Consider the following 21,470-nt stretch of genomic DNA (forward strand, 5'->3'; position numbering starts at 1 on the left):
GGCCTTAGAACCGATAACTTAGTGCTTATTGAGCCGGAGCAATTACCGTACTATCACTCACCACAACACTAGCATTTCCAGCATCAGCACTTACTGCATAACTAACAAACTGGGTTTGCATTTCAACAGTAGCAGCCAAACTAGCTGCAGGCGAAATCAGTGAGCTATGCGAGCCTTGGCTAAAGCGCACCGCATAACTACCTGCTGAGGTAACTTCGGTACCTTCTAGACCCATTGACGAGATCAGCGGCTCGGTGCCAACTAACGGTAGTGTTGCAAGGCTATTTGGAATAACCTGATCACCGCTATCTTCACTGCCATCACCCACAATCTCATGCACTAGTACTGGCATAGCAAAACCGGATTGCGCGTAGTTAATTGGATCTACTCCATCAACTACTGTTTGCGCTAACGACCCAAAAATTGACGCAAATGCAGGATAATTAGAGTCAATCACCAGCTGCGCTGCTTCTGGGTAAGTGGCTTGATATACCGCAAACTGCTCTAAGGCTGTTGCTGTGTCAGTGTCTTCAAAGCCAAGGCCAGCAGCAACCAGCGCTAAGTAACCAGGATTAGATTTTAAACCCGCTTCTACGGTTGGACCAAAACTAGGTGAGTTTTGGAATACCCCAGCCAAACCTCCAGCAGGTGCGCTAAGCGAAACACTTTGTAGGCTGTAATCAATGTCAAAACCGCTTACGTTTACCGTATCAGCAATAGATGCTGGACCAACACCGACAATTGCACCTAATGACTGACCGGCATAATGTACTTTGCTGCCGTCTAGTTCAGCAGGCGCGCCTGCAGCTTGTAAGGCAGCTCGCACTGCAAGTAAATCTGCTGTTGATTGACGTAAATTTTCACGAATACTTAAAAAGCTACCTAAGTTGGCGAATACTTGAGGATCTTCATTAGCACTGATTTCAGCATTACCATCACCGGTCAAATCCAACCCACGACTACCATGATAAGGCAAATCCATAGCCAAAACTGCGTAACCTTGGGCTGCATAGCTAGCAGCAATAACCGCAGCGGTTTCTTTAACCGACCCAATACCATGTTGGAAGATCACTACGGGCCAGCCTTCGGCCGGCATGGCATTGCCAGTTAAGGTTTCATCAGGTAAATAAATATCTAAGTCTAAAACCGCGGTGCTTTTAGTTTCTGGAACAGGGTTATAAGCCGTAAGATGGCGATGTGAGTCAACTGGCATCGCTTCACCGTCTTGCATATAAGTAAGCCCTGCCAAATCTGCCTGAGCAAGCATTTGTCCAGCGCTTGTTGTATCACCGCCTGCCACTAAGCCACCAAATGTAGCAACGTCAAAACCTTTTGCGCCGGCCTGGGCCCAAAAACTTGTTGCACTGCCTTGATCAGCAAAATCCGCATTGGTTTGCAGCAATTGCAAAATAGCTACCGGGCTATCTGTCTTAGCTTGTGCCCATTTATTGACATCCGCACCAGTAAGATCAGGATTATCAAGGTCTGATAAATAATAAGGCACTGCCAAGGAAGACTTAAAGTACTTAGCGACCACAAAGCCTGGTTGGCTAGTACCAAGAGCAGCATTGGCAACATCTTGCGCTGTAGTGCCCGTATCAACAAGTGCACTCATAGGTAGTAAGTTGTTTAGTGCCATACCACCATAAATCTGTTGTAGAGTTGTTAACACACTTCCTACCGATTGAGTGGTAAACACTGCTGAGTAACTTACATTTGCTGTTACGCCTTCCGCGGCCAACAAGGTGTGGTTATTTGCTGTTAAATATTTCAAGCTTTGCACCGTGACATTATCATCAGCACTAATTGGAGAACTCAATAACTGGTAGGCCTCTCCGGCGGCAACACCTCGACCATTTTCATCTAACAGTTGATCGGTGATTGCCACCATATATGAAGTCGCAGGAGCAAAGGGTACTAATGGAGTAACAATTAGGCTGCCATCACTAAAGGTAGCTATGTAGTCTTCACCGTAAACAAGCTGTTCATCAACGCGGCAAGTTTGCCCTGCCACAAAACTGCCCCCATTTTCAGTAACGTCAGCACAAGTATCTGCAAAACCAGAAGCGCGAACTTTATATAACAACACGCCAGCTGGGAAAGAACTTGCATCTAACTTTGTATCAATTTCTTCATTGTATTCCGCGTCATCATCGCCGTAGGCTAAAGGAATTGAAAACGGCACACTGGTTTGCCAACCGTCTAAGGCGCCTAATACGTTGGTGATATCTTGATACTGCTGAGTAAGCGCAATAGCGGCTTCACTTGGTAGGTTAATCGTCCCGTCTAAGCTACCGTTAAACAACAAGTTATTTGGTGTAGATACATCATTGTTAAGAGGATTGTAGCGAATTTTTACTGAGTTTGGCTCATTTGGCGTGATATCATTACCAAAATCAAATGGCGAGTTGCTACTACCACAACCCGCTATAGTAACTGATGCAAATAGAGTGACTGCTGTAGCTATTCGGGACAGACGCATATTAGCTAATTCCTTTTTTTATAGTATGTTTCTTCAAAGAAACCTTAAACATTTGTTTACATTTTTGCAACAGGTCTAACCAGGTGTTAAACACTTGTTTAATTGTTAATCAAATATTTGTGCACCAACGCACATCTACAGGAATAAAAAATGAGCACGGAAACCTCTCCTCAACACTTCCAAGCAGCCAGTGATGAGCTACAAAACAAGGTCATCTTAGTAACCGGTGCGGGCGACGGCATTGGCCGCCAAGCCGCCTTATCCTTTGCACAATGTGGTGCAACAGTGATCTTGCTAGGAAGAACAGTTAAAAAACTTGAGGCTGTATATGATGAAATTGAAGCTTTGGGCGCACCAAAACCCGCCATTATTCCCCTTGATTTAAAAGGCGCAACTCAACAAAACTATCTTGATATGGCGGCCACCATCGAAAACCAATTTGGCAGATTAGATGGCGCACTGCTTAATGCTGCGCATTTGGGGGTGTTAAGCCAATACGTGCAAATAGAAGAAGATCTTTGGGATCAACTTATGCAGGTAAATGTAAAATCACAGTTCTTACTTAGCCAAGCTTTAGTTCCGTTAATGCTTAAAAGTGACCATGCCTCATTAGTTTTTACTTCTTCAAGTGTTGGTAAAAAAGGCCGAGCATATTGGGGCGGTTATTCGGTGTCTAAATTTGCTATTGAAGGTATGTCTCAAGTAATTGCAGACGAATTTGATAAAACCGGATTACGCAGTAATTGTATAAATCCAGGCGCAACCCGTACTTTAATGCGCGCAACAGCCTACCCCGGCGAAGATCCAAAAACACTAAAAACACCGCTAGATATTATGCCTAATTACTTATACCTAATGAGTGACGCTAGCATTGGGGTAACAGGCACTAGCTTAGATGCGCAACCTAAGTAACTAGTTAGGATAGCGAACGATGAGCAAGCCATTTCGCGCCAAAAGCACCTTAGAGCAGTGGCGAATTTTTCAGGCCGTTGTGGATTATGGTGGCTACGCACAAGCCGCCAGTCAGCTAAACAAAAGCCAATCCTCACTGAACCATGCTGTCAGTAAGTTACAAAACTTACTTGGTATTCAGCTGCTTGAAGTGAAAGGTCGCAAAGCCTACTTAACCCCGATGGGCGAAGTAATGCTAAGGCGCAGTAAATTGCTTAGCCAAAACATCCAAGAGCTAGAATTACTCGCGGCAAGTCTAGAGCAAGGTTGGGAACCACAATTGAGCTTAGCGTGTGAAATCATTCAGCCACAAGCTCCCGTTATTAAAGCACTTAAAGCCTTTCTACCAGAAAGTAGAGGTACTCGTGTCGAAGTTATTGATACCGTAGTAAGTGGCGCTGATGATGCTATAGCCGAAGGTGAATTTGACCTAGTGATCACCGCTCACTTGCCTAAAGGTGTATTGGGAGAGCGGCTCGGCGTCGTCACCTTAGTTCCAGTTGTTCATCGCAATCACCCTTTAGCTAAAATGCCACAACCAGTCTCGATAGACGAAGTGATACAACACGTTCAACTGGTGATCCGTGATACAGGAAAAAACCCTCAACAAGATAGAGGTTGGTTACGCGCCGAACAGCGCTGGACCTTTAGTAGTTTTCATCGCGTAGTAGAAGTACTTAAGCAGGGTTTAGGCTTTGCTTGGCTGCCACTACATATCGCTCAACCGCATTTCGAAGATGACAGTTTGGTTGAACTTAATGTAAGTGGCGGTGCGGCCAAGTCATTGGTTACCTACCTAGTAGTGCCACGCCCAGAACTACTGGGCCCAGCCGGTCAGCATTTTTCAAAGCTGTTGATCCAACATTGTAAATCATTACGTTAAGGAAAGTAGATGCTACTAAATTGCGATATGGGAGAAAGCTTTGGCGTATGGGAAATGGGGGTTGATAAGCAACTCATGCCCCATATCGATCTTGCCAATATCGCTTGTGGTGGGCACGCTTCTGATCCCAATGTAATGAGTCGCACATTAGTGCTAGCCAAGCAATATTCTGTCACTGTAGGAGCGCATCCAAGTTACGCAGACATAGCTGGCTTTGGCCGGCGTTCTATCCCCTATCAAGCTGACGAGCTCACTCACCTATTGCTCGCGCAAATAGGCGCTTTGGATGCGTTATGCCAGTTTCATAAGCTTAACTTAAGTTATGTAAAACCACATGGCGCTTTATATAACGACATGCATAAACAGCCGGCTATATTCGAAGCTGTATGCAAAGCACTAGCTGGCCTCAATCAGGTTCCTCAGCTAATGGTACATGCCACTCAATGCCATGGCTTTATCAGTGAGCTAGCAGAAAAATACCAACTATCGCTAATCAAAGAAGCCTTTTGTGATAGACGCTACTTAAGCGACGGGAGTTTACAAGCACGTAGTCAAACTGGAGCGGTACTCTCAAACAAAGAACACATATTGGAACAAGTAAACTTGTTACTCACGCAACAAAGCTTATGCTGCGCTGACGACAGCTTACTAGAAGTAGAAGCCGATACCCTGTGTGTTCATGGCGACAATCAAGCAGCGGTTAAGCTGGTTCAAGCCATCAAGCAGCAAATCCAACACTCAAAGAAAGACTAGTCAGTATGTACTGCATCGATTATGTTAACGAAGATAGCGTGCTAGTAAGCAGCATATCAGCCCCCCACTGCCAAGCTCTGCCTAATTTAGCGAATTTTCTGAAAAACCAGCTTACTAACATCACTGATATTATCGTGGCCAGCGATACTTTACTTTGCATCGGCAATAGCCAAACGCAGTTCGAATCGATAGGCATAGCTGTTCAGCAGTTTGAAGTGCAATTAAGTAAACGTACTAATCACCAAGTTTTTGATATTCCAGTTTGCTACGCAGAACAGTTGGCGCCAGATATATCGGCGGTAGCTCAGCAACTCCAGCTCAGTGTTAATCAAGTTATTGAGCTGCATAAACAAGGCATTTATAAAGTGAAGATGATTGGCTTCATGCCGGGCTTTACTTACCTAAGCGGACTAAACCCACAGCTAAAACTGCCTCGCAAATCCACTCCCGTAAGCAAAGTACCAGCTGGCAGCCTAGCAATTGCTGAAGATATGAGTGCAGTATATCCCAGCGACAGCCCCGGTGGTTGGCACATCATTGGCCAAAGCCCCATAAAGCTATTTGATAAACATCTCAATCCTATGTGCCCGTTAACGGTAGGTGATCAAGTGCGCTTTGTTGAGCTCAGTTATAAGGAATTTCTCAGCTACGGAGACAGCAGTGACTAAAGCAGCCTCACTCACCGTGCTTCGCAGCGGTCCGCAGATGTTAGTTGTAGATCAAGGGCGTATTGGCTTTCAACACATCGGCGTTAGCCCAGGAGGTCCTGCAGACAAGCATGCCTTTAATTGGGCTAACCGCTTGTTAGCAAATCCCGTTAACAGCCCTGCCCTAGAAATCACTTTTGGTGGCGCTAAGCTACATTTTGAGCAAGCCTGCCAGATTGCAGTATGTGGCGCAGCAGTGCCGCTTAGCTTTGAGATAAATAAAGCAAACAACAAGCCAATTGCCACCTGGCAAAGTATTGATGTGGAAGCCGGTCAAACCTTACACATGGGCGCTAGTCGATCAGGACTAAGAGCTTATTTGGCCATACAAGGCGGCTTTATACTCAACAGCGAGCTACATAGCGTAAGCAGTTCACCAAAGCAGGCTTTAGGCCCCTTTAACGGTCGGGCTTTAAAGCAAAATGACAAACTCCTTTATTCTATAAAAAGTGCTAAGCAACTGGCCTCCACTCCAGTGAAACAAACACCGCATCAGTTTATTCCAAACTATAAAGAACACTTGAAACTCGCGCTTATTCCGGGCTATCAGTTTCACGCATTTAGTCCGCAACAACGGCAGCAAATTTTACAACAGGACTACCAAATCAGCGAGTTAAGCGACCGCATGGGGGTGAGATTAAAAGGCATAGCTATAAAAAATGTTCCCCAAACTAAAGAATCAGAGGCAATAGCTTTAGGCGCTGTGCAAATCCCCCCCAACGGCTTACCGATAATTCTGTCTGTTGATAGACAAACCATTGGTGGTTATCCCAAATTAGGTTGTATCTCTCGGCTAGACCTGTTTGCTTTAAACCAGCGGCATCCAAAACAAAGCATAAGCTTTTACGTAAGCAGTGTTGAGGAACAACGACAACGTTGGCTAACCTTTGAAAACTTCTTCAGCTTAGTCAACTAAAATGCTAAAACCACTATGACTAGATCACCAGCTAAACCAAGGCGACTAAGAGACTTAAAAGGGTTTGGTCCACGCAGCGAAGAAATATTGGCAGAGGTAGATATTCACTCCGTCGAAGACTTTATGGCCATCGATCCTTACCAGCTTTATGCACGTTTAAAAGCCCGAGTAAAAGGCACTGGTTTAAACTCTATCTACGCGATAATCGGTGCAAGAGAAAACCGCCATTGGCAAGAGATTAAACAACAGCATAAAACAGAAATTTTATTCAAGCTAGATGAACTTGGCCTAGCACCTAAGTAAGCTGAATTTAAACTCTACCTACTACCGAATTTAGAGTGCTAGCCAATAACGCAAACTATTTACAATATGCTCAATGTCGCTTAAACCGTTTAGTCGCTCTAGGGTTTCTAAAGCCATTATTGGTGAATCAGTAACCACCCCATTTACCCGCAAATAGTAAAGTCGCTCAACGTCTGCAGCATTGTTAACTGTCCAAACATGTACTTCTTGGCCGCGCTGCTGGGCGCTAAATAGTCGCCAAGCGTTCACCCATTGTTGGTTCACGATCAACATATCAACATTTTGTTGAACCACTGACTCACCAAAACTGGCTGCTGCAATAAAGGCAGTGCTAATCCTATTTGCTAATTCGGTATCGCTTATTTGCTGTTTTAATTCTTCAAGCAGCTCAATGTCCAAGCTACTTATGATGACCGGGTATGGATATTCCTTTAAAGCCTTTAGTAGCGCCGGAACCAAGGCTAGAGAATTGTTGTAGCGTTTAAGCTCAATATTTAAGGTAATCTTGTTGGCGCTCTTATCTAGCCAATAAGGTAAGGCCTGCGGTTGGCTAAATCCGGCGTCAACAAAGGCCTGTTGAATCAGTGCAAAGGGGCTTTCTGACACCACTAAATCACTCCCCGTTAAGCGGCGTAAATCACGATCGTGAATCACTGAAATTTGCTTATCAGCAGTTAGCTGTACGTCTATCTCAGTTACTGGTAGACCTAGATCAATAGACTTCTGTAAACCTTCTAAACTATTTTCTAAAGCTAACCAACCTCCAGCTCTATGGCCCATCACAAGCATGGTTCTAGGTTCGATAAAACGTTGATTAAAGGCTTCGATATCTTCGTGCATTTCAGTTGCACCCAATAACAGCACAGCTATAAACATTAGCCGCAGCCCTAGGTGCACACGATGACTCTCATTTAATACTTGCTGATGTTCATTGCTAATTGTTTCTTGATGTTGCTTAAGTAAAACCTTAAACAGATAAAACTGAATACTGGCGTATAGCCAGGTGTCTATAAAACTAAGAATGGTACCACCTGCTAACACCATGGCACTGAATAGAAACAATACCAACGGAGTAATATCTTCTGGCGCCCACCAATTTAGGCTAAGTCGAAGTAACCAAATAAAACTGGTAATTACCGCAATGAATACAATTGTACGTAAGGCTAACCAGGCTAAGTTTAAACACAAAATCAGCTTACGTTGTCCATAACTTAGCTGAGTTGAATCTTTAAGCTGTGCAAGCAGAGCCTTTTTCTGCAGCATGCAAAATGGCAAGGCAAACCACCAATTAAGCCATTTAGCTCCCAGCCAAACGGCTAAAGGTAAGCCACCAATACTTAAGGCAGCAAAATAAAACCAAAGCTGATTTCGTTGCTGGTCTAGATAATAGTTAATATCCCAGTCGGCTAACATTAAGCCAAACAACCAACGGCCAATAAACAACAGTGTACAGCTAATGCTAATTAGCAAGGCAGATTGCAAAAACGCTAACCTGGCGATTGTCCAAGCACGATTAACCAGTAAACGTATCGCTTGCGACACCGAACGTTTGTTCACTTCGTGCTGCGCAAGCAACAAGGTTAAAGCCCCCTGCTGCAAAAAGAAGTTAAATAAGGCCATCGCGACTAGCCAAATAGCGAATAAATAGCCGCTGGGCGACAAAAAGAAGGCTAATAGCTCCTGATTAGCGACTCCCTTTAGCCCATACCAAGACATCAAGGCTTCACTCACCACTATCGACAAAGGCGCAAATATGGCGAGCCAGCTAGCTTGCACTAACAGATAAGCTCCAAACATAGCTATGCCGCGATTCTTTAATGAGCTTGCCAAGTAATAAACGAAATGGCGAATACGATGCAGTAAGTTTGGCAACATATTAATTACGCTCTAGAGCTAAGGCCATGGAACTGACTTCTTGTTGAGAGACCTGTGCACGTTGTAATTCCAATTGTGGATCCTTATCAGCTGCCATTGCTAAAGCATAACGGGTATCAAATGGGCTAATTAAAGGCTCTGAGGCGGCACTATGAAAATGCTTTATTCCCTGCTTTTTAAGCATAGAAAGGTTGCGAGCACGAACACCCCCAGCCACTATCCATTCGATATCTTGATATTGTTGCTGTAGGGTCAATATCAAGTCGACTCCCTGCTCTATTTTGTTTTGCTGTCCAGAGCTTAACACTCTATTAATGCCTAACTCGCTAAGTTGCTTAGCAGCATTCGTAGGATTAGCAATACAGTCAAACGCGCGATGAAAAGTGCTAGCTAGATTAGTAGAAGCGCCAATAAGTCGCTTGCAGGCATCAAGATCAACAGTAGCTTGGTGAGTTAACGCACCAAACACCACGCCATTAAACCCTAACTGCTTAACTAAGTTAATGTCTTCGACCATTTGTTGTAGTTCATTACGGCTATAACAAAAGTCTCCACCACGGGGGCGAATCATTACCACAATGTCAATTTGTGGCAGATATTGACGGGCTTGCAGCAGTGCGCCGTAACTAGGTGTAGTACCTCCATCACGCTGACCTGCACATAACTCTATGCGCGTAGCTCCGCCTTGGATGGCGCTAATAATGTCATCTTCACTATAACAACAAATTTCCAGCGTATAACTAAAAGAGCCTGAAGAAATCAAACAGCTAACCACTTAAAAAATACTGGCTTGATTATAACGGATTATCGATTAGCAACGAGTAACTATACGTAACATAAACGGCGCTTTGTTTAACTAGATCAAAAATATTCAGCCAAAATATCTGTGCTTTTACTCTAATCCCAGTCACTTTTGCCTCTGAATAGATTAACAGACAGAAAAACCGAAGGTTTTCCAGCTCACAACTTAGCCGCTCAAACAAGCGTTTTACCAAATAACTGTGTATATTGACTAAGTTATTCTAAGGAAAGAAGACATTTTTGGGTGAAAAGATGACACGATTTTCTCTATATTTGTTGACCGCTGCACTGGCGATCAACGCAAACTTGGCGCATAGCAATGAATACTTATTTGTAGGCACTGGCAACGTAAGCGGTGTTTACTACCCAACTGGCAATGCATTATGCCGACTTCTTGAACAAAGTAACGAACACCGAAAATTAAGTTGTACAGCCGAAAGCTCGGGTGGTTCTAGTGATAATATTAAAGCGCTAAAGGCTGGTGACATTGATTTAGCCATTGTTCAGTCCGACGTTCATTGGCAAGCCTATCAGGGCGCAGGTGAATTCACTGAACAAGGTGCTTACAGTGAATTACGTTCACTGCTTTCTCTCTACTCAGAAGCCTTAACTGTATTGGTTAACGCCGATTTAAGGATTAGTCAAATTGATGATCTCAAAAGTCACGCTATTAACTTGGGTCCAGTAGGGTCTGGTCAATATTCCACCATGCAGGTGGTTATGCAGCAGTTAAATTGGCAAGAGTCTGACTTCTCTAAAATTACCAACCTAAAACCAGACGAACAAAGTCGCGCTCTTTGTGGGAACAAAACCGATGCCATTATTTATGTTGTTGGCCACCCGAATACTTCGATAACTCGTGCTACCACTATGTGTGAGTCAAACTTATTAAGTTTGTCGAAAAAGACCATTATGGCGCTGGCAGAAAAGTACGAATACTTCTCGCCAGTTACCATTAAAGGTGGTACCTATCACGGCAATCCAAATGATGTATCGTCAATTGGCGTAAGTGCAACGCTGGTGGCCGATAAACAACTCTCGGAGCAAACGGTATATAACTTTGTTGCAGCTATATTTGAAAACTTGAATACCCTGCGCTCTCTGCACCCCGCTCTTTCAGAGCTAAACGTAGAGCAAATGATCAACACCAACCTAAGCGCTCCGCTTCACCCTGGCGCACTCCGTTATTATCGTGAACAAGGTTGGGTAAACTAAGACTTGGTGATACCCGCATGCTGCGATATCTGGCTAAGTGGCAAGTTTAACTTGTCACATAGCCTATCTAATTCATTGTCTACTACCTTATTCCAGTCTTCGCATTGCCCTTGCCAACCAAGGCTTTCTAGCCAGTCTTGGCACACCTTGCGATTAGTAAACAAATCATGCAAATAAGAGCCTTGAACATTACTTAGCTGCCAACCCGTTGCTCGTTCAACAAAGCTATCTATCTGAACTGAACACTGGGTTTGCCCATGATGAATTTCATAACAAGCTATTGTTTCACCGCGGTAATTAATGCTTCGTTGAATAGTTGTTTTTACGTTTGAATAAACAGTGGTTAGTGGCAGTAAGGCTAAACCATCAAACGTTTCACCTTCTACAGAACTAGGATCTAAGTTACGTTCACCTAAAATCTGTAAACCACCACAAATGCCCGTTACCCGAACGCCTTGTTTAGCCGCCTTAATAATTTGCTTGTCTAAGCCTGTTTTTGCTAAATGCTTTCGGCTAGCAGCCACGTGTTTAGAGCCAGGTAAGATAATGGCATCAAAATGGCCTAGATCCTGGTTGTCACGCATTGGCACAACATTAACCCCGGGTTGATACACCAAAGGATCAAATTCATCTAAGTTGCTGGCATAGGGGTAAACAATTAGGGCAATGTTCAAACAATTGGCTTGCCAAACGCTTCGGTGAAAAAAGTTGTCTTCTTCTGGTAATTGATGCTCAGTCCAAGGGATAACTGCCACTATTGGTATGCCGGTTTTTTCTTCTAACCACACATTGGCATCGTGTAATAAAGCCTGTTCACCTCGAAACTTGTTTAGCACAAAACCTTTTACAAGCCGTTGTTCTTCTGCACTTAAACACATCCATGTTCCTAGTAGATGTGCGTAAGCTCCCCCACGGTCGATATCAGCAATAAGATAAACCGATGCCTTACAATGCAAGGCCACTTCCATATTTACGATATCACTTTTACGCAAGTTAACTTCGGCAGGACTTCCAGCTCCTTCAATAACAAGTTGCGTAAAACCCTGTTGTAAGCGAGCCAAGCTTGAGGTTACTGCAGGCCAAAGTACCGATTTTCGTTGATGCCAATCTTTCGCTAACAGCTCATGGCTTACTTCACCATTCACCACCACCTGAGCGCCTTTATCGCTATGTGGTTTTAACAACACAGGGTTCATATCTATACTAGGCGTTTGCTTTGCGGCTATCGCCTGAAGATATTGGGCGCGGCCAATTTCTCCGCCATCTTGAGTCACCGCGGCATTGTTACTCATGTTCTGTGCTTTAAACGGTGCGACATTTATCCCAGCATGACTTAAGTGGCGACAAAACAGTGCGCATACCAAGGATTTACCTGCATCACTGGTACAGCCCATAAACATGATTGGAGACTGGTTCACGGTAGTGTTTTGCATTAGTTATCGTTGTTCACTAATAAACAAGCTAATACATCGCGCCAAGTCACAAGCCCAATCAGCTTATTGCGCTCATCCACCACCGGCAAACAACTAATGCTTTTGTCCACTAAGTTACGGCCAGCATCGCTAATGCTGGTATTGGCGTTACAGCATAAAGGATGACGAGTCATAACGTGATGAACCCGTTGGGTTAAGGTATGCACATCACGTTGGCTTTCAGCAGCTTTACCCAAGTACGGGCTAAGTGAGGCTAATAAGTCTGACTCTGTAAGCACACCAATGACTGTATCTTCATCATCAAGCACCACCAAGTGATGAAAACTCACATTATCAAAAATGTCTTTTATGTCGAACAAACGTTGATCCATGCTTACTGTAACAACTCGAGTTTGCATAATATCTTTGATTATCAAGCGATTCTCCAATCTGTTGGTGTTAAATCCATTATAAACACAAGCAGCTTTATTTGGTGGCTTAGTTATTACAAACTATAGAAAATTTCATCTACATCCGTACACTAGGTGTGTAATCAATTAGAGTTAGATAACATGGCTTACCAAATCATTCCCGTTACTCCTTTTCAACAAAACTGCAGCCTAATCTGGTGTGAATCCACTAAACAAGCAGCTATTGTTGATCCCGGTGGCGATCCTCAACTTATTCAAGCGGCAGTAGAAAAGGCTGGTGTTGAAGTAACAAAAATTCTGCTCACCCATGGTCACTTAGACCACGTTGGCGCCAGCAGTATAATCCAACAACGCTATCAGGTACCGTTGATTGGCCCGCACAAGGATGACGACTTTTGGATCAGCAAAATGGCCATGCAATGCCAAATGTTTGGCTTCCCAGAAGTGGCTAGCTTTACCCCAGACCAATGGTTAGAGCACGGTGAAGTGATTGAAGTTGGTGAATTGAAGTTAGAAGTGCGCCATTGCCCAGGCCATACTCCGGGTCACGTGGTGTTTGTCGACCACGACAATCAATTGGCTATTGTGGGAGACGTATTGTTTAACGGCTCGATTGGACGAACTGATTTCCCTAAAGGCGACCACCCCACTCTGATCAACGCCATCAAAACGCAACTTTATACGCTTGATGATGCCTATCAGTTTTTACCAGGACACGGCCCCATGTCGACTATTGGCCATGAGAAAGAGTTTAACGGTTACACCCGCTAACAAATTATCATTAGAAGTGTCCATACATGGTAAATAGACAAGGGGAGCCTTTGGCTCCCCAGGCCTAGACTTATGCCGAATGGCAAAACTGTGACTGAGTAGATTGCTTTTGTTTGTTATCCAAGGCTGCACTTAAACGGGTTAGTAATAAGGCGCCAACAACAATCAATGCACCAGCCCAAGGAGTGTGTTCTACCCCAGCATTGGCAACTATCATTCCGCCGCCCCAGGCGCCTATAGCAATGCCTACGTTAAATGCGGCAATGTTTAAACCGGAGGCTACATCCACCGCATTGGGCGTATATTGCTCGGCTAACTTCACCACATAAACCTGTAAGCCTGGCACATTGCCAAAAGCAAAAGCCCCCCACACTAGAATGGTTAAAACAGCGGTGATGGGGTTAACTGCAGTAAAGTTGAATACCAACAGTACCGAGGCTAAACCTAAGAATATCCAGCTTAGTGCTTTAGTTGGGCCTAAACGGTCAGCCATTTTTCCACCCCAAATGTTACCAAAAGCGACAGACACGCCATACACCAACATAATCAAGCTAATAGCGCTGGCGTCAAATCCACTTACGTCCTGTAAAATAGACGCTAAAAAGGTAAACGCAGTAAACGAACCGCCATAACCTATAGCGGTTATTGCATATACCAACAACAATCGAGGCTCTGTTAATACTTTAACTTGCTCAGATATTTTAGTGGCAGGCGCTTGCTTTAAATTACTAGGTACCAAAACAGCGCTGCCGATAAGTGCAATTAAGCCTAAAATCGCTACGACTAAAAATGTGGTTTCCCAACCAAAATGTTGGCCAATGTAGGTACCCAAAGGCACACCAGTAACAAGCGCTACCGTTAGTCCGGTAAACATAATGGCTATTGCGCTAGCGGCTTTTTCTTTTGCAACTAAACCCGTTGCGATGGTCGAACCTATAGAAAAGAACACGCCATGGGCTAAACCTGTAAGAATTCGCGCACCCACTAAGGTTTCATAACTCGGGGCCTGCCAAGCTAATAAGTTGCCCGCGACAAATAAACTCATGACTGCAAGCAGCACTTGTTTGCGTGGCCACTTACCCGTTAAGGCAGTTAACACGGGCGCGCCCACCGCAACACCTAAGGCATACAAGCTCACTAACAATCCTGCAGAAGGTAAAGAAACCGCTAAGTCTTGGGCCATAGTAGGAATCAACCCCACTATCACAAACTCGGTGGTTCCAATGGCAAAGGCACTTAAAGTAAGTGCAAATAAAGCTAAAGGCATAACAGTAATCTCTCGTCATCGATTAGGTTGTTGCGCTGTGCAACAGTTGATGGCAAGCATTATTAGTTAATTAACTTTTGTCAGAAATGGCAGTATCAACAAAATACTTTTGTAGAAAATGTAAGTAAAAAAGCGATAAATCTAAGAAAACTTTTGTAATAAACACTAGTATTAAGCATTCACTTTTGTTGATTTCTTCGCAAAGAGTTGCTGATGTTTAACCTAAAAAATCGTTCTGATGATCTTGAAATTTTGTTGGCTGTAGTTGATAGCGGTGGCTTCTCAGCTGCCGCAGATGCCTTAGATATACAAGTCGCTAAGGTATCTAGAGCGGTTAGCAAAATAGAAAAACAACTAGGCATTACTATTCTTAATCGAACCACCAGACGGGTGGTACAAACCGACGAAGGCCGCCAGTTTATAGAAGCAGTACGAATTGGATTAAGCCAAATTCAACAAGCTGAAGAAGATATTATTAGTAAGGGTGAATTGCCTCAAGGTAGGCTGCGAGTTGATGCGGCAAGCCCGTTTGTCATTCATCAACTCGTTCCACTAATAAATGAGTTTAAACTCGCCTTCCCCAATATAGAACTAGAGCTAAATACCAACGACGGCTTTGTAGACTTACTGGAGAAGAAAACCGATTTGGCAATCCGCATAGGCACATTAGCAGACTCCACCCTGCATGCTCGGCCCATAGGCGTGAGTAATCTGTATATTGTCGCCTCTCCAGCTTATCTCGATAAACGCGGCGCGCCCCTGCACGTTGCGCAATTACACGAACATGAGTTAATCGGCTTTAGCGGAGCTAAGGTGCTAAACCATTGGCCATTAAAAGGGTTTAAATCGATGAAGCCTGCTATTACTGCTAGTAGCGGAGAAACTATTCGCCAACTAGCGTTAAGTGGCAACGGCATTGCGTGTTTGTCGGGATTTATGGTTAAACACGATATCGAGCAAGGAACGCTAGTGAGTTTGTTCCCGGCCTTGTTGGTGGAAGAAACTAACCAGCGACAAATTAATGCTGTGTACTACCGCTCATCTAAAGTCGCTCGGCGTATCACCGCGTTCATTGATTTTATTAAACCTCGGTTAAACTTGTAAGTTGCGGCTTGACTTGGAGCTAGCTCCAAGGTCTAGGCTTGTGACACAGCCTTAGATTAATGGAGTGATCAATTATACAAACAAGATAGCAACGGTATCAGCATTAATCGCAATGCGACACTGTGCCCCAATTAGGGCACATATCCACGGCCCCCTTAATGCAGGCTGTAGCCCAAAAGAGTTGGCTGGGTTTGTAACCGCCTACCTTGGGTGTAACAATAATAACAATTCTATTCCAACTGCTAATGGCATCAATTGTAATGCTGAAATCTAATAAGGCCTTTGCTCCAAAGGCGTTTAGCGTTTTTTGGTAAAGCTCTTCGTCTAACTCACAACCATAGCGTCAAGCGTTCAACTCATTCTAAAGAAAGCCGTTCATTTGCCAAGTAAGCTAATCGCAAACCTGCTCGAGCAACTGCATTTTAACTACCTTAAATTCCGGTAAATAGGACTGCATGTTTTGCTCTGGGCTGGGTGGTAACACGTAGCCCTGAACAACTACTGGATTTCGGTACCCTTCGAGCTGGTATTGGCCTTCTACATCAGCACTAGACCACATCCAAAACAGTTCACCTTGGCAGCTTTCGAACAAAGAAGTTTCGAAGCCGTATATCCAGTAACCCTGCATCGTTTGATTAGGGTATTGCGCAGTGCGATTTGAGCAAGAAAATAGGCTTACCAAGAGAAACGTGGCCAAAAGCACTCGAAATACAATAGTCACCCTACTTCTCTCCTTTTTCTCTACCTTACACCTATGCAGTGTCGCCGCTGCATAGTTTAAATCATTAACAAGCTTGTTGATAAGCCTTTAAAAACACTGGTTAAATATCAAACTCCCCATGCAAACCAACTGCATACTATCAAATAAATCAACAATGACAGGCAGTATAAATATCGAACAACAAAATCATTCAGCCATTAGTGGATACACTGTTAATTTTATCGCTACCACTATCAATAAGATGCATTTAAATATTATGAAACAATGAGTTAAAAGAAAGACAAATCCGACCAGTATAACGCACGACTTTTAGTTAAATCCTGCATGAAACAACATCAGTACAATTTTTGAGCTGCCGCACAAATCACCAAAGCAAGTAATTATTCATCCTCTCGAAATAAATATTGATCAACCAATTGTGATCAACCTCTAAAATTTGGATAATCAATAATGCTATTAATTTGCCCATTAACCCCATTATTGGTCAACCTATTGGCGTTATTTAGGGAAACCAATTAACCACAAGGAGGACGGTATTTCTTGAATCGCTTAACCAAGGGAGTGGCAACAAGTGGTCAGTATCAAAAATAGCGCAATCATATTATTTAAGCTCAACAGCTTAAGTACTTGGCTGCTATCAAGTACTACCAAGTAAACCACTTCATTCGTTTAAGCACAGAACAACTTATTAAGGGAACCAAAATTGGTATACCAAATTTTGAGCATATCGCGTTTAGATAATCGAGAAGTAACAAACGCAAATAAATAACTAGGATATAAACATAGGAAGTTTTATGACTATCAAGGCAAAGAAAATGGCTCCGCTCTGCTTTGCTGTCAGTTCAATACTGAGCATAGGTGTATGTTCAGCAGCAGCTGGCGAAGCAATACGAGTAGAGGCCGAAGATTTCGTGATGATTGGCGGAACCTTCGATGACGGCCAAATTGCAGCAGTAAGCACCTATACAGTAAATGGTGCGACTGCAATAAACTTTGTAAACAAAGGCGACTACCTAGACTATCAGGTAAATATCGCTGAAGCCGGTACCTACAACATCGAATACTTAATTGGCACCGATATAGCAAACGGTGCAGAAATTGAAGTATTAGTAAAAAGTGGTGCCGCTTGGGTTTCTCAAGGAAGAACGACAGTACCAGCAGCTGGCTGGGACAATTTTCAATTGCTCGCCCCTACTCATACGGTAGAGCTACCTAGTGGCCAGGTGGATATTCGAATTGCTGCCTCTGGCGCCAATGACTGGCAATGGAACTTAGACTACTTCACGCTGCAAAAAGTTGCCGATGAACCGGTAGATCCTGAACCGCCAGTGGTGTTGCCACCAGCAGCACTGATTACCCAAGCCACCAGCTTTACTGGTAGTGGTGGTACTTTTGCCGATGGTCAACCTTCTCCTGTAAGTACTTATACAGCTAATGGTGTAAGTGCGATTAATTACATTAACAAGGGCGACTACGTAGATTACGACCTAAACATTGCAGAGTCTGGTGATTACAGCATTGAATACTTAATTGCTACGGCGCTTGATGCAGGTGTAGAAATTGAAGTATTGCTAAATACCGGTAACGGTTGGGCGTCTGTAGGTAAGTCTTCGGTAGCTGCAGGTGGCTGGGACAATTTCCAGTCTCTCAAACCAAGTTATTTATTGTCGATTCCTAGTGGTTCAGTGCAATTGCGCTTAAATGCTTCAGGGACCAATGACTGGCAGTGGAACCTAGCCAGCTTCGCCTTATTACGTGAAGGTGATTATACGGATCCAACGGACCCAACTGATCCTACAGACCCAACCGATCCTACGGATCCTACGGACCCAACCGATCCTACAGACCCAACCGATCCTACAGACCCAACCGATCCGCCTGTAGTGATACCACCAGGCAATGGCACCGACCCTGTTGAAGTAGAAGGCAGCTTCACTTTAGAAGCAGAAAACTACCAAGCTGTAGGTGGCGAAGTAGGTATTTATGATATCGATAACGGTAAAGCCGTTAATTACTTTAACTCTGGCGATTACTTAGAGTTTTACGTCAAACTTGAAACCGGTGGTTTATACGACGCCAGTTACCGAGTTGCCACAGGCACTTTAAGTGATACAGCGGTGGGCCTAATGCTTACTGATCACAATGGCCAATTAGCAGTTAAAAATGTAACAACCGTTAATAGTGTTGGCGGCGACTGGGACGTGTTCTACACCCAACCAGGCAATGGTAGATTCAACATCTTTAGTGGCACTAACACTATCCGTATTTACGGCGCTGGCTCAGCTGACTTTCAGTTCAACATCGATAGCATTAGCTTTAGCCGAGTAGGCAATGTTGACCTAGATATCGACGGTGACAATGACGGTGTTCCCGACGTAGATGACCTTTGTGCTAGCAGCCCTAGTGACGAAGTTGCAGATGCAAACGGTTGTACGCCTTCGCAAAAAGACAGCGACGAAGACGGCATCAATGATCGCATAGATCAATGCCCTAACACACCACCAGGCGCCTTTGTAGATGACATTGGCTGTACTAGCACTGGCAGTGACGACGATGATTTTGATGGAGTGCCAAACACCATTGATCAATGTCCAAACACGCCATTTGGTCAAAATGTAACACCAACAGGTTGTCCCGTTGCAGGCAGTGATGCCGACGAAGATGGCGTAGCCGACAGTGTAGATATTTGCCCCAATACACCTATCAACGAGTTTGCTAACGCAGAAGGTTGCTCAAGTTCGCAACTAAGCAACGGAGAAACTGTATCAGTAAGTGTAAACGCCAATATCATGCATGAAGTGAACGGTGTATCTGACTTTGGCCGTAGCCGCCATATGACAATGCACAGTACCATCTTTGAGCAAGATTGGAATGGCCACAGCGACCGTTTGAACTACCTCCTAAATACGCTAGACGTATACATGGGCCGTGACAACGGAACAGCAACTTGGCGCTTCAAAGAAACCGCTCAAGATCCAAATGTAGCTAATACACCAGATATGGACTGGATGGTTAATCGCGGTAAAGTACTGCGCGAAGATTACGCTAACAACGAGTTCTACAAGCGTTTCTCGCCAGAAAAAACCGAGTTAATTGCTGGTACTAACCCGCACCCTACCTACCCTACCTTAAGCTGGTACGACAACGGTATGACATCTACCGGTTGGCAGCCAAAAACTATTGAGACCTCAGCAAAATGGATGGGTCATTACCTAGCTAACTACTACGCTAACTCTCAAAACGGAAACGTTGGTGAGCCAATGCCTAAGTTCTGGGAAGTGATTAACGAACCAGACATGTTGATGAAAACCGGTCAGTTCATGGTTACCAACCAAGAAGACATTTGGCGCTACCACTCTTTGGTTGCTCAAGAAATTAGACAAGCACTGGGTGACGAAGCACCGATGATTGGCGGTATGACCTGGGGTCAACACGACTTCTATCGTCGTGATGGTATCTCTCGTCACCAAGACGACTACCTATGCGCTTGGGTAGACGAAGAAGCCTGTGCAATGTTCACTGAAAGAATGCAAACCACGGTAGATGATACGCGCGAGAGTGATTGGTATCAGTGGGATGTAATGTGGCGTGGTTTTATCGAGGAAGCGGGTGCAGATATGGACTTCTACGCTGTACATATCTACGACTGGCCAAGCGTGGAAGCAAACGGACAAGCGGGTACGGTTCGCCGTGGTGGTCATGTACAAGCAATGTTAGACATGATGGAATGGTCTGACGTTAACCTTGGTGGTTTACAAAACCGCAAGCCAATTGTTATGTCTGAGTACGGCGCTGTACAAGGTGCTTGGGACGAACTTCCTCACGAAGAACGCTACGACATCGAGAACTTAAAAGCCTTTAACGGCATGTTAATGCAGTTCTTACAACGTCCAGACTACGTGATTAAGTCTATGCCGTTTACGCCAGCTAAACCATTGTGGGGCTACAAGCCTGCGGGTTGTGGTTACGATGCAACAGTTAACTGTACTGCACCTTACCACTACTCAATGATGATGGAGTCAGAGTTAAACAACGGTGATTGGCAGTGGTCTTCTTACATTAAGTTCTTTGAACTTTGGGCAGACGTAGATGGAACACGTGTTGACGCTCACTCAAGCGATCCTGATGTTCAAGTTAATGCTTATGTAGACGGAAAAGAGTTGTTTGTAATCATCAACAACCTAGAAGATTACGACACTACCGTTAAGCTAAACGTTGCAGGTTTAACTGGCTTAAATGTTAGCAATGTTGAACTACGTCAAATGTACTTTGACGGTGTAGAGCATACCAAGCTTGAACGCCGCCATAAGAAACAGCTTCCTTCTAGCCTAACCTTAGCAGCAGATGGAACCGCAGTTCTACGCTACACCTTAAGTAACAACGTTGCCGTTAACCAAAAAGTAACTGAGCACAAATACTTTGGCGAAAGTGTTAGTGGCGGCTCGGTACCACATCGCATAAGTGTAAATGGTGGTGCTAAAACCGTTAAGGTTAACAACCTTGTAGTACCTAATGGCGCTGCAGAAGCAATGCTACGTTTAACTGTAGCCTTGTTCCCAGACCAAGACGATAAAGAAGGCGGATTGCTTACTATTAACTCACTAACGGTTAATGGTAACAACGTAACTACACCTATCGATTGGCGCGGCCCAGCTAAGTACTCTTCAGACCGTTACTTTGCAACGTTAGAAATTCCTGTACCGGTAGAGTACCTCTCTACCAACAACACCGTAGATGTTGACTTCAAACATAACGGTGAGCTAACGGTTGCCAGCATTGTGGTTTGGGACTTCTCCGCCCCGCCACAACGCTAATGCCTTAGCAAGTTCTTGGCCCTAGCACCAAGACCATAAGCAAAAGCGCCACCTTCCCTGAGTA

17 protein-coding genes are annotated in these 21,470 nt (G+C 44.2%); 10 read left to right on the forward strand and 7 right to left on the reverse strand.

Annotated elements, in window-relative coordinates:
* Window positions 1-25 precede the first annotated feature (25 nt).
* Complete coding sequence (locus K5L93_RS00710) at window positions 26-2,482, reverse strand: VolA/Pla-1 family phospholipase (protein WP_220718041.1); 2,457 nt, start codon at window positions 2,480-2,482, stop codon at window positions 26-28.
* Between the two features lie 150 nt (window positions 2,483-2,632).
* Between K5L93_RS00710 and K5L93_RS00715 the strand changes: the two genes are divergently transcribed.
* Genes K5L93_RS00715 through K5L93_RS00740 form a run of 6 tightly spaced genes read left to right on the forward strand, consistent with a single transcriptional unit; the run spans window position 2,633 to window position 6,995 of the window.
* Window positions 2,633-3,394, forward strand: coding sequence for a YciK family oxidoreductase (locus tag K5L93_RS00715; protein ID WP_220718042.1), 762 nt, complete (start codon window positions 2,633-2,635; stop codon window positions 3,392-3,394).
* A gap of 19 nt (window positions 3,395-3,413) precedes the next feature.
* A complete protein-coding gene (locus tag K5L93_RS00720) occupies window positions 3,414-4,316 on the forward strand; it encodes a LysR family transcriptional regulator (RefSeq protein WP_220718043.1) in 903 nt (300 codons plus the stop codon).
* Window positions 4,317-4,325: 9 nt separating this feature from the next.
* Complete coding sequence (locus tag K5L93_RS00725) at window positions 4,326-5,069, forward strand: 5-oxoprolinase subunit PxpA (protein WP_220718044.1); 744 nt, start codon at window positions 4,326-4,328, stop codon at window positions 5,067-5,069.
* 5 nt (window positions 5,070-5,074) lie between these two features.
* Window positions 5,075-5,737 (forward strand): 5-oxoprolinase subunit B family protein, encoded by a 663-nt coding sequence (locus K5L93_RS00730; protein WP_220718045.1) that lies wholly within the window; start codon window positions 5,075-5,077, stop codon window positions 5,735-5,737.
* Entirely contained in the window at window positions 5,730-6,692 is a 963-nt protein-coding gene (locus tag K5L93_RS00735) for a 5-oxoprolinase subunit C family protein (RefSeq protein WP_220718046.1), read from the forward strand. The genes K5L93_RS00730 and K5L93_RS00735 overlap by 8 nt, the downstream gene beginning before the upstream one ends.
* A gap of 15 nt (window positions 6,693-6,707) precedes the next feature.
* Window positions 6,708-6,995, forward strand: a complete 288-nt coding sequence (locus K5L93_RS00740; RefSeq protein ID WP_220718047.1) for a TfoX/Sxy family DNA transformation protein — start codon at window positions 6,708-6,710, stop codon at window positions 6,993-6,995.
* Window positions 6,996-7,025: 30 nt separating this feature from the next.
* Here the strand turns inward: K5L93_RS00740 and K5L93_RS00745 are convergent, their stop codons facing one another.
* Entirely contained in the window at window positions 7,026-8,870 is a 1,845-nt protein-coding gene (locus tag K5L93_RS00745) for a glycerophosphodiester phosphodiesterase (RefSeq protein WP_220718048.1), read from the reverse strand.
* 1 nt (window position 8,871) lies between these two features.
* On the reverse strand, window positions 8,872-9,633 hold the full coding sequence (locus tag K5L93_RS00750) for a copper homeostasis protein CutC (RefSeq protein ID WP_220718049.1): 762 nt from the start codon (window positions 9,631-9,633) through the stop codon (window positions 8,872-8,874).
* 290 nt (window positions 9,634-9,923) lie between these two features.
* Here K5L93_RS00750 and K5L93_RS00755 point away from each other — a divergent pair, with 290 nt between their 5' ends.
* Entirely contained in the window at window positions 9,924-10,886 is a 963-nt protein-coding gene (locus tag K5L93_RS00755; protein WP_220718050.1) for a TAXI family TRAP transporter solute-binding subunit, read from the forward strand.
* Here the strand turns inward: K5L93_RS00755 and K5L93_RS00760 are convergent.
* Together K5L93_RS00760 and K5L93_RS00765 are read right to left on the reverse strand one after the other, a co-directional pair.
* The gene (locus K5L93_RS00760; protein WP_246614954.1) at window positions 10,883-12,319 is read right to left on the reverse strand and encodes a cobyric acid synthase; all 1,437 of its coding nucleotides are present in this window, start codon (window positions 12,317-12,319) and stop codon (window positions 10,883-10,885) included. The two genes, K5L93_RS00755 and K5L93_RS00760, sit on opposite strands and share 4 nt — an antisense overlap.
* Window positions 12,319-12,735, reverse strand: coding sequence for a CBS domain-containing protein (locus K5L93_RS00765; protein WP_246614955.1), 417 nt, complete (start codon window positions 12,733-12,735; stop codon window positions 12,319-12,321). Before K5L93_RS00765 ends, K5L93_RS00760 begins: the two co-directional genes overlap by 1 nt.
* Before the next feature lie 135 nt (window positions 12,736-12,870).
* Here K5L93_RS00765 and K5L93_RS00770 point away from each other — a divergent pair, with 135 nt between their 5' ends.
* Window positions 12,871-13,500, forward strand: a complete 630-nt coding sequence (locus K5L93_RS00770; RefSeq protein ID WP_220718051.1) for an MBL fold metallo-hydrolase — start codon at window positions 12,871-12,873, stop codon at window positions 13,498-13,500.
* Between the two features lie 70 nt (window positions 13,501-13,570).
* On the opposite strand, the gene K5L93_RS00775 is transcribed toward K5L93_RS00770, so the two are convergent.
* Entirely contained in the window at window positions 13,571-14,767 is a 1,197-nt protein-coding gene (locus K5L93_RS00775) for an MFS transporter (RefSeq protein WP_220718052.1), read from the reverse strand.
* Window positions 14,768-14,980: 213 nt separating this feature from the next.
* Between K5L93_RS00775 and K5L93_RS00780 the strand changes: the two genes are divergently transcribed.
* Window positions 14,981-15,871, forward strand: a complete 891-nt coding sequence (locus K5L93_RS00780) for a LysR family transcriptional regulator (protein ID WP_220718053.1) — start codon at window positions 14,981-14,983, stop codon at window positions 15,869-15,871.
* Window positions 15,872-16,262: 391 nt separating this feature from the next.
* On the opposite strand, the gene K5L93_RS00785 is transcribed toward K5L93_RS00780, so the two are convergent.
* Window positions 16,263-16,592 (reverse strand): hypothetical protein, encoded by a 330-nt coding sequence (locus K5L93_RS00785; protein WP_220718054.1) that lies wholly within the window; start codon window positions 16,590-16,592, stop codon window positions 16,263-16,265.
* 794 nt (window positions 16,593-17,386) lie between these two features.
* Here K5L93_RS00785 and K5L93_RS00790 point away from each other — a divergent pair.
* Complete coding sequence (locus tag K5L93_RS00790) at window positions 17,387-21,406, forward strand: carbohydrate-binding protein (RefSeq protein ID WP_220718055.1); 4,020 nt, start codon at window positions 17,387-17,389, stop codon at window positions 21,404-21,406.
* The last annotated feature ends 64 nt before the right edge of the window (window positions 21,407-21,470 follow it).

Origin of the sequence: Agarivorans litoreus, from assembly GCF_019649015.1 — a bacterium.
GTDB classification, from domain to species: Bacteria; Pseudomonadota; Gammaproteobacteria; order Enterobacterales; family Celerinatantimonadaceae; genus Agarivorans; species Agarivorans litoreus.

Coding starts and splice junctions, on each gene's coding strand:
- K5L93_RS00710 (WP_220718041.1), bottom strand. CDS start 2,482: ATGCGTCTGTCCCGAATAGCTACAGCAGTCACTCTATTTGCATCAGTT.
- K5L93_RS00715 (WP_220718042.1), top strand. CDS start 2,633: ATGAGCACGGAAACCTCTCCTCAACACTTCCAAGCAGCCAGTGATGAG.
- K5L93_RS00720 (WP_220718043.1), top strand. CDS start 3,414: ATGAGCAAGCCATTTCGCGCCAAAAGCACCTTAGAGCAGTGGCGAATT.
- K5L93_RS00725 (WP_220718044.1), top strand. CDS start 4,326: ATGCTACTAAATTGCGATATGGGAGAAAGCTTTGGCGTATGGGAAATG.
- K5L93_RS00730 (WP_220718045.1), top strand. CDS start 5,075: ATGTACTGCATCGATTATGTTAACGAAGATAGCGTGCTAGTAAGCAGC.
- K5L93_RS00740 (WP_220718047.1), top strand. CDS start 6,708: ATGACTAGATCACCAGCTAAACCAAGGCGACTAAGAGACTTAAAAGGG.
- K5L93_RS00745 (WP_220718048.1), bottom strand. CDS start 8,870: ATGTTGCCAAACTTACTGCATCGTATTCGCCATTTCGTTTATTACTTG.
- K5L93_RS00755 (WP_220718050.1), top strand. CDS start 9,924: ATGACACGATTTTCTCTATATTTGTTGACCGCTGCACTGGCGATCAAC.
- K5L93_RS00760 (WP_246614954.1), bottom strand. CDS start 12,319: ATGCAAAACACTACCGTGAACCAGTCTCCAATCATGTTTATGGGCTGT.
- K5L93_RS00770 (WP_220718051.1), top strand. CDS start 12,871: ATGGCTTACCAAATCATTCCCGTTACTCCTTTTCAACAAAACTGCAGC.
- K5L93_RS00775 (WP_220718052.1), bottom strand. CDS start 14,767: ATGCCTTTAGCTTTATTTGCACTTACTTTAAGTGCCTTTGCCATTGGA.
- K5L93_RS00780 (WP_220718053.1), top strand. CDS start 14,981: ATGTTTAACCTAAAAAATCGTTCTGATGATCTTGAAATTTTGTTGGCT.
- K5L93_RS00790 (WP_220718055.1), top strand. CDS start 17,387: ATGACTATCAAGGCAAAGAAAATGGCTCCGCTCTGCTTTGCTGTCAGT.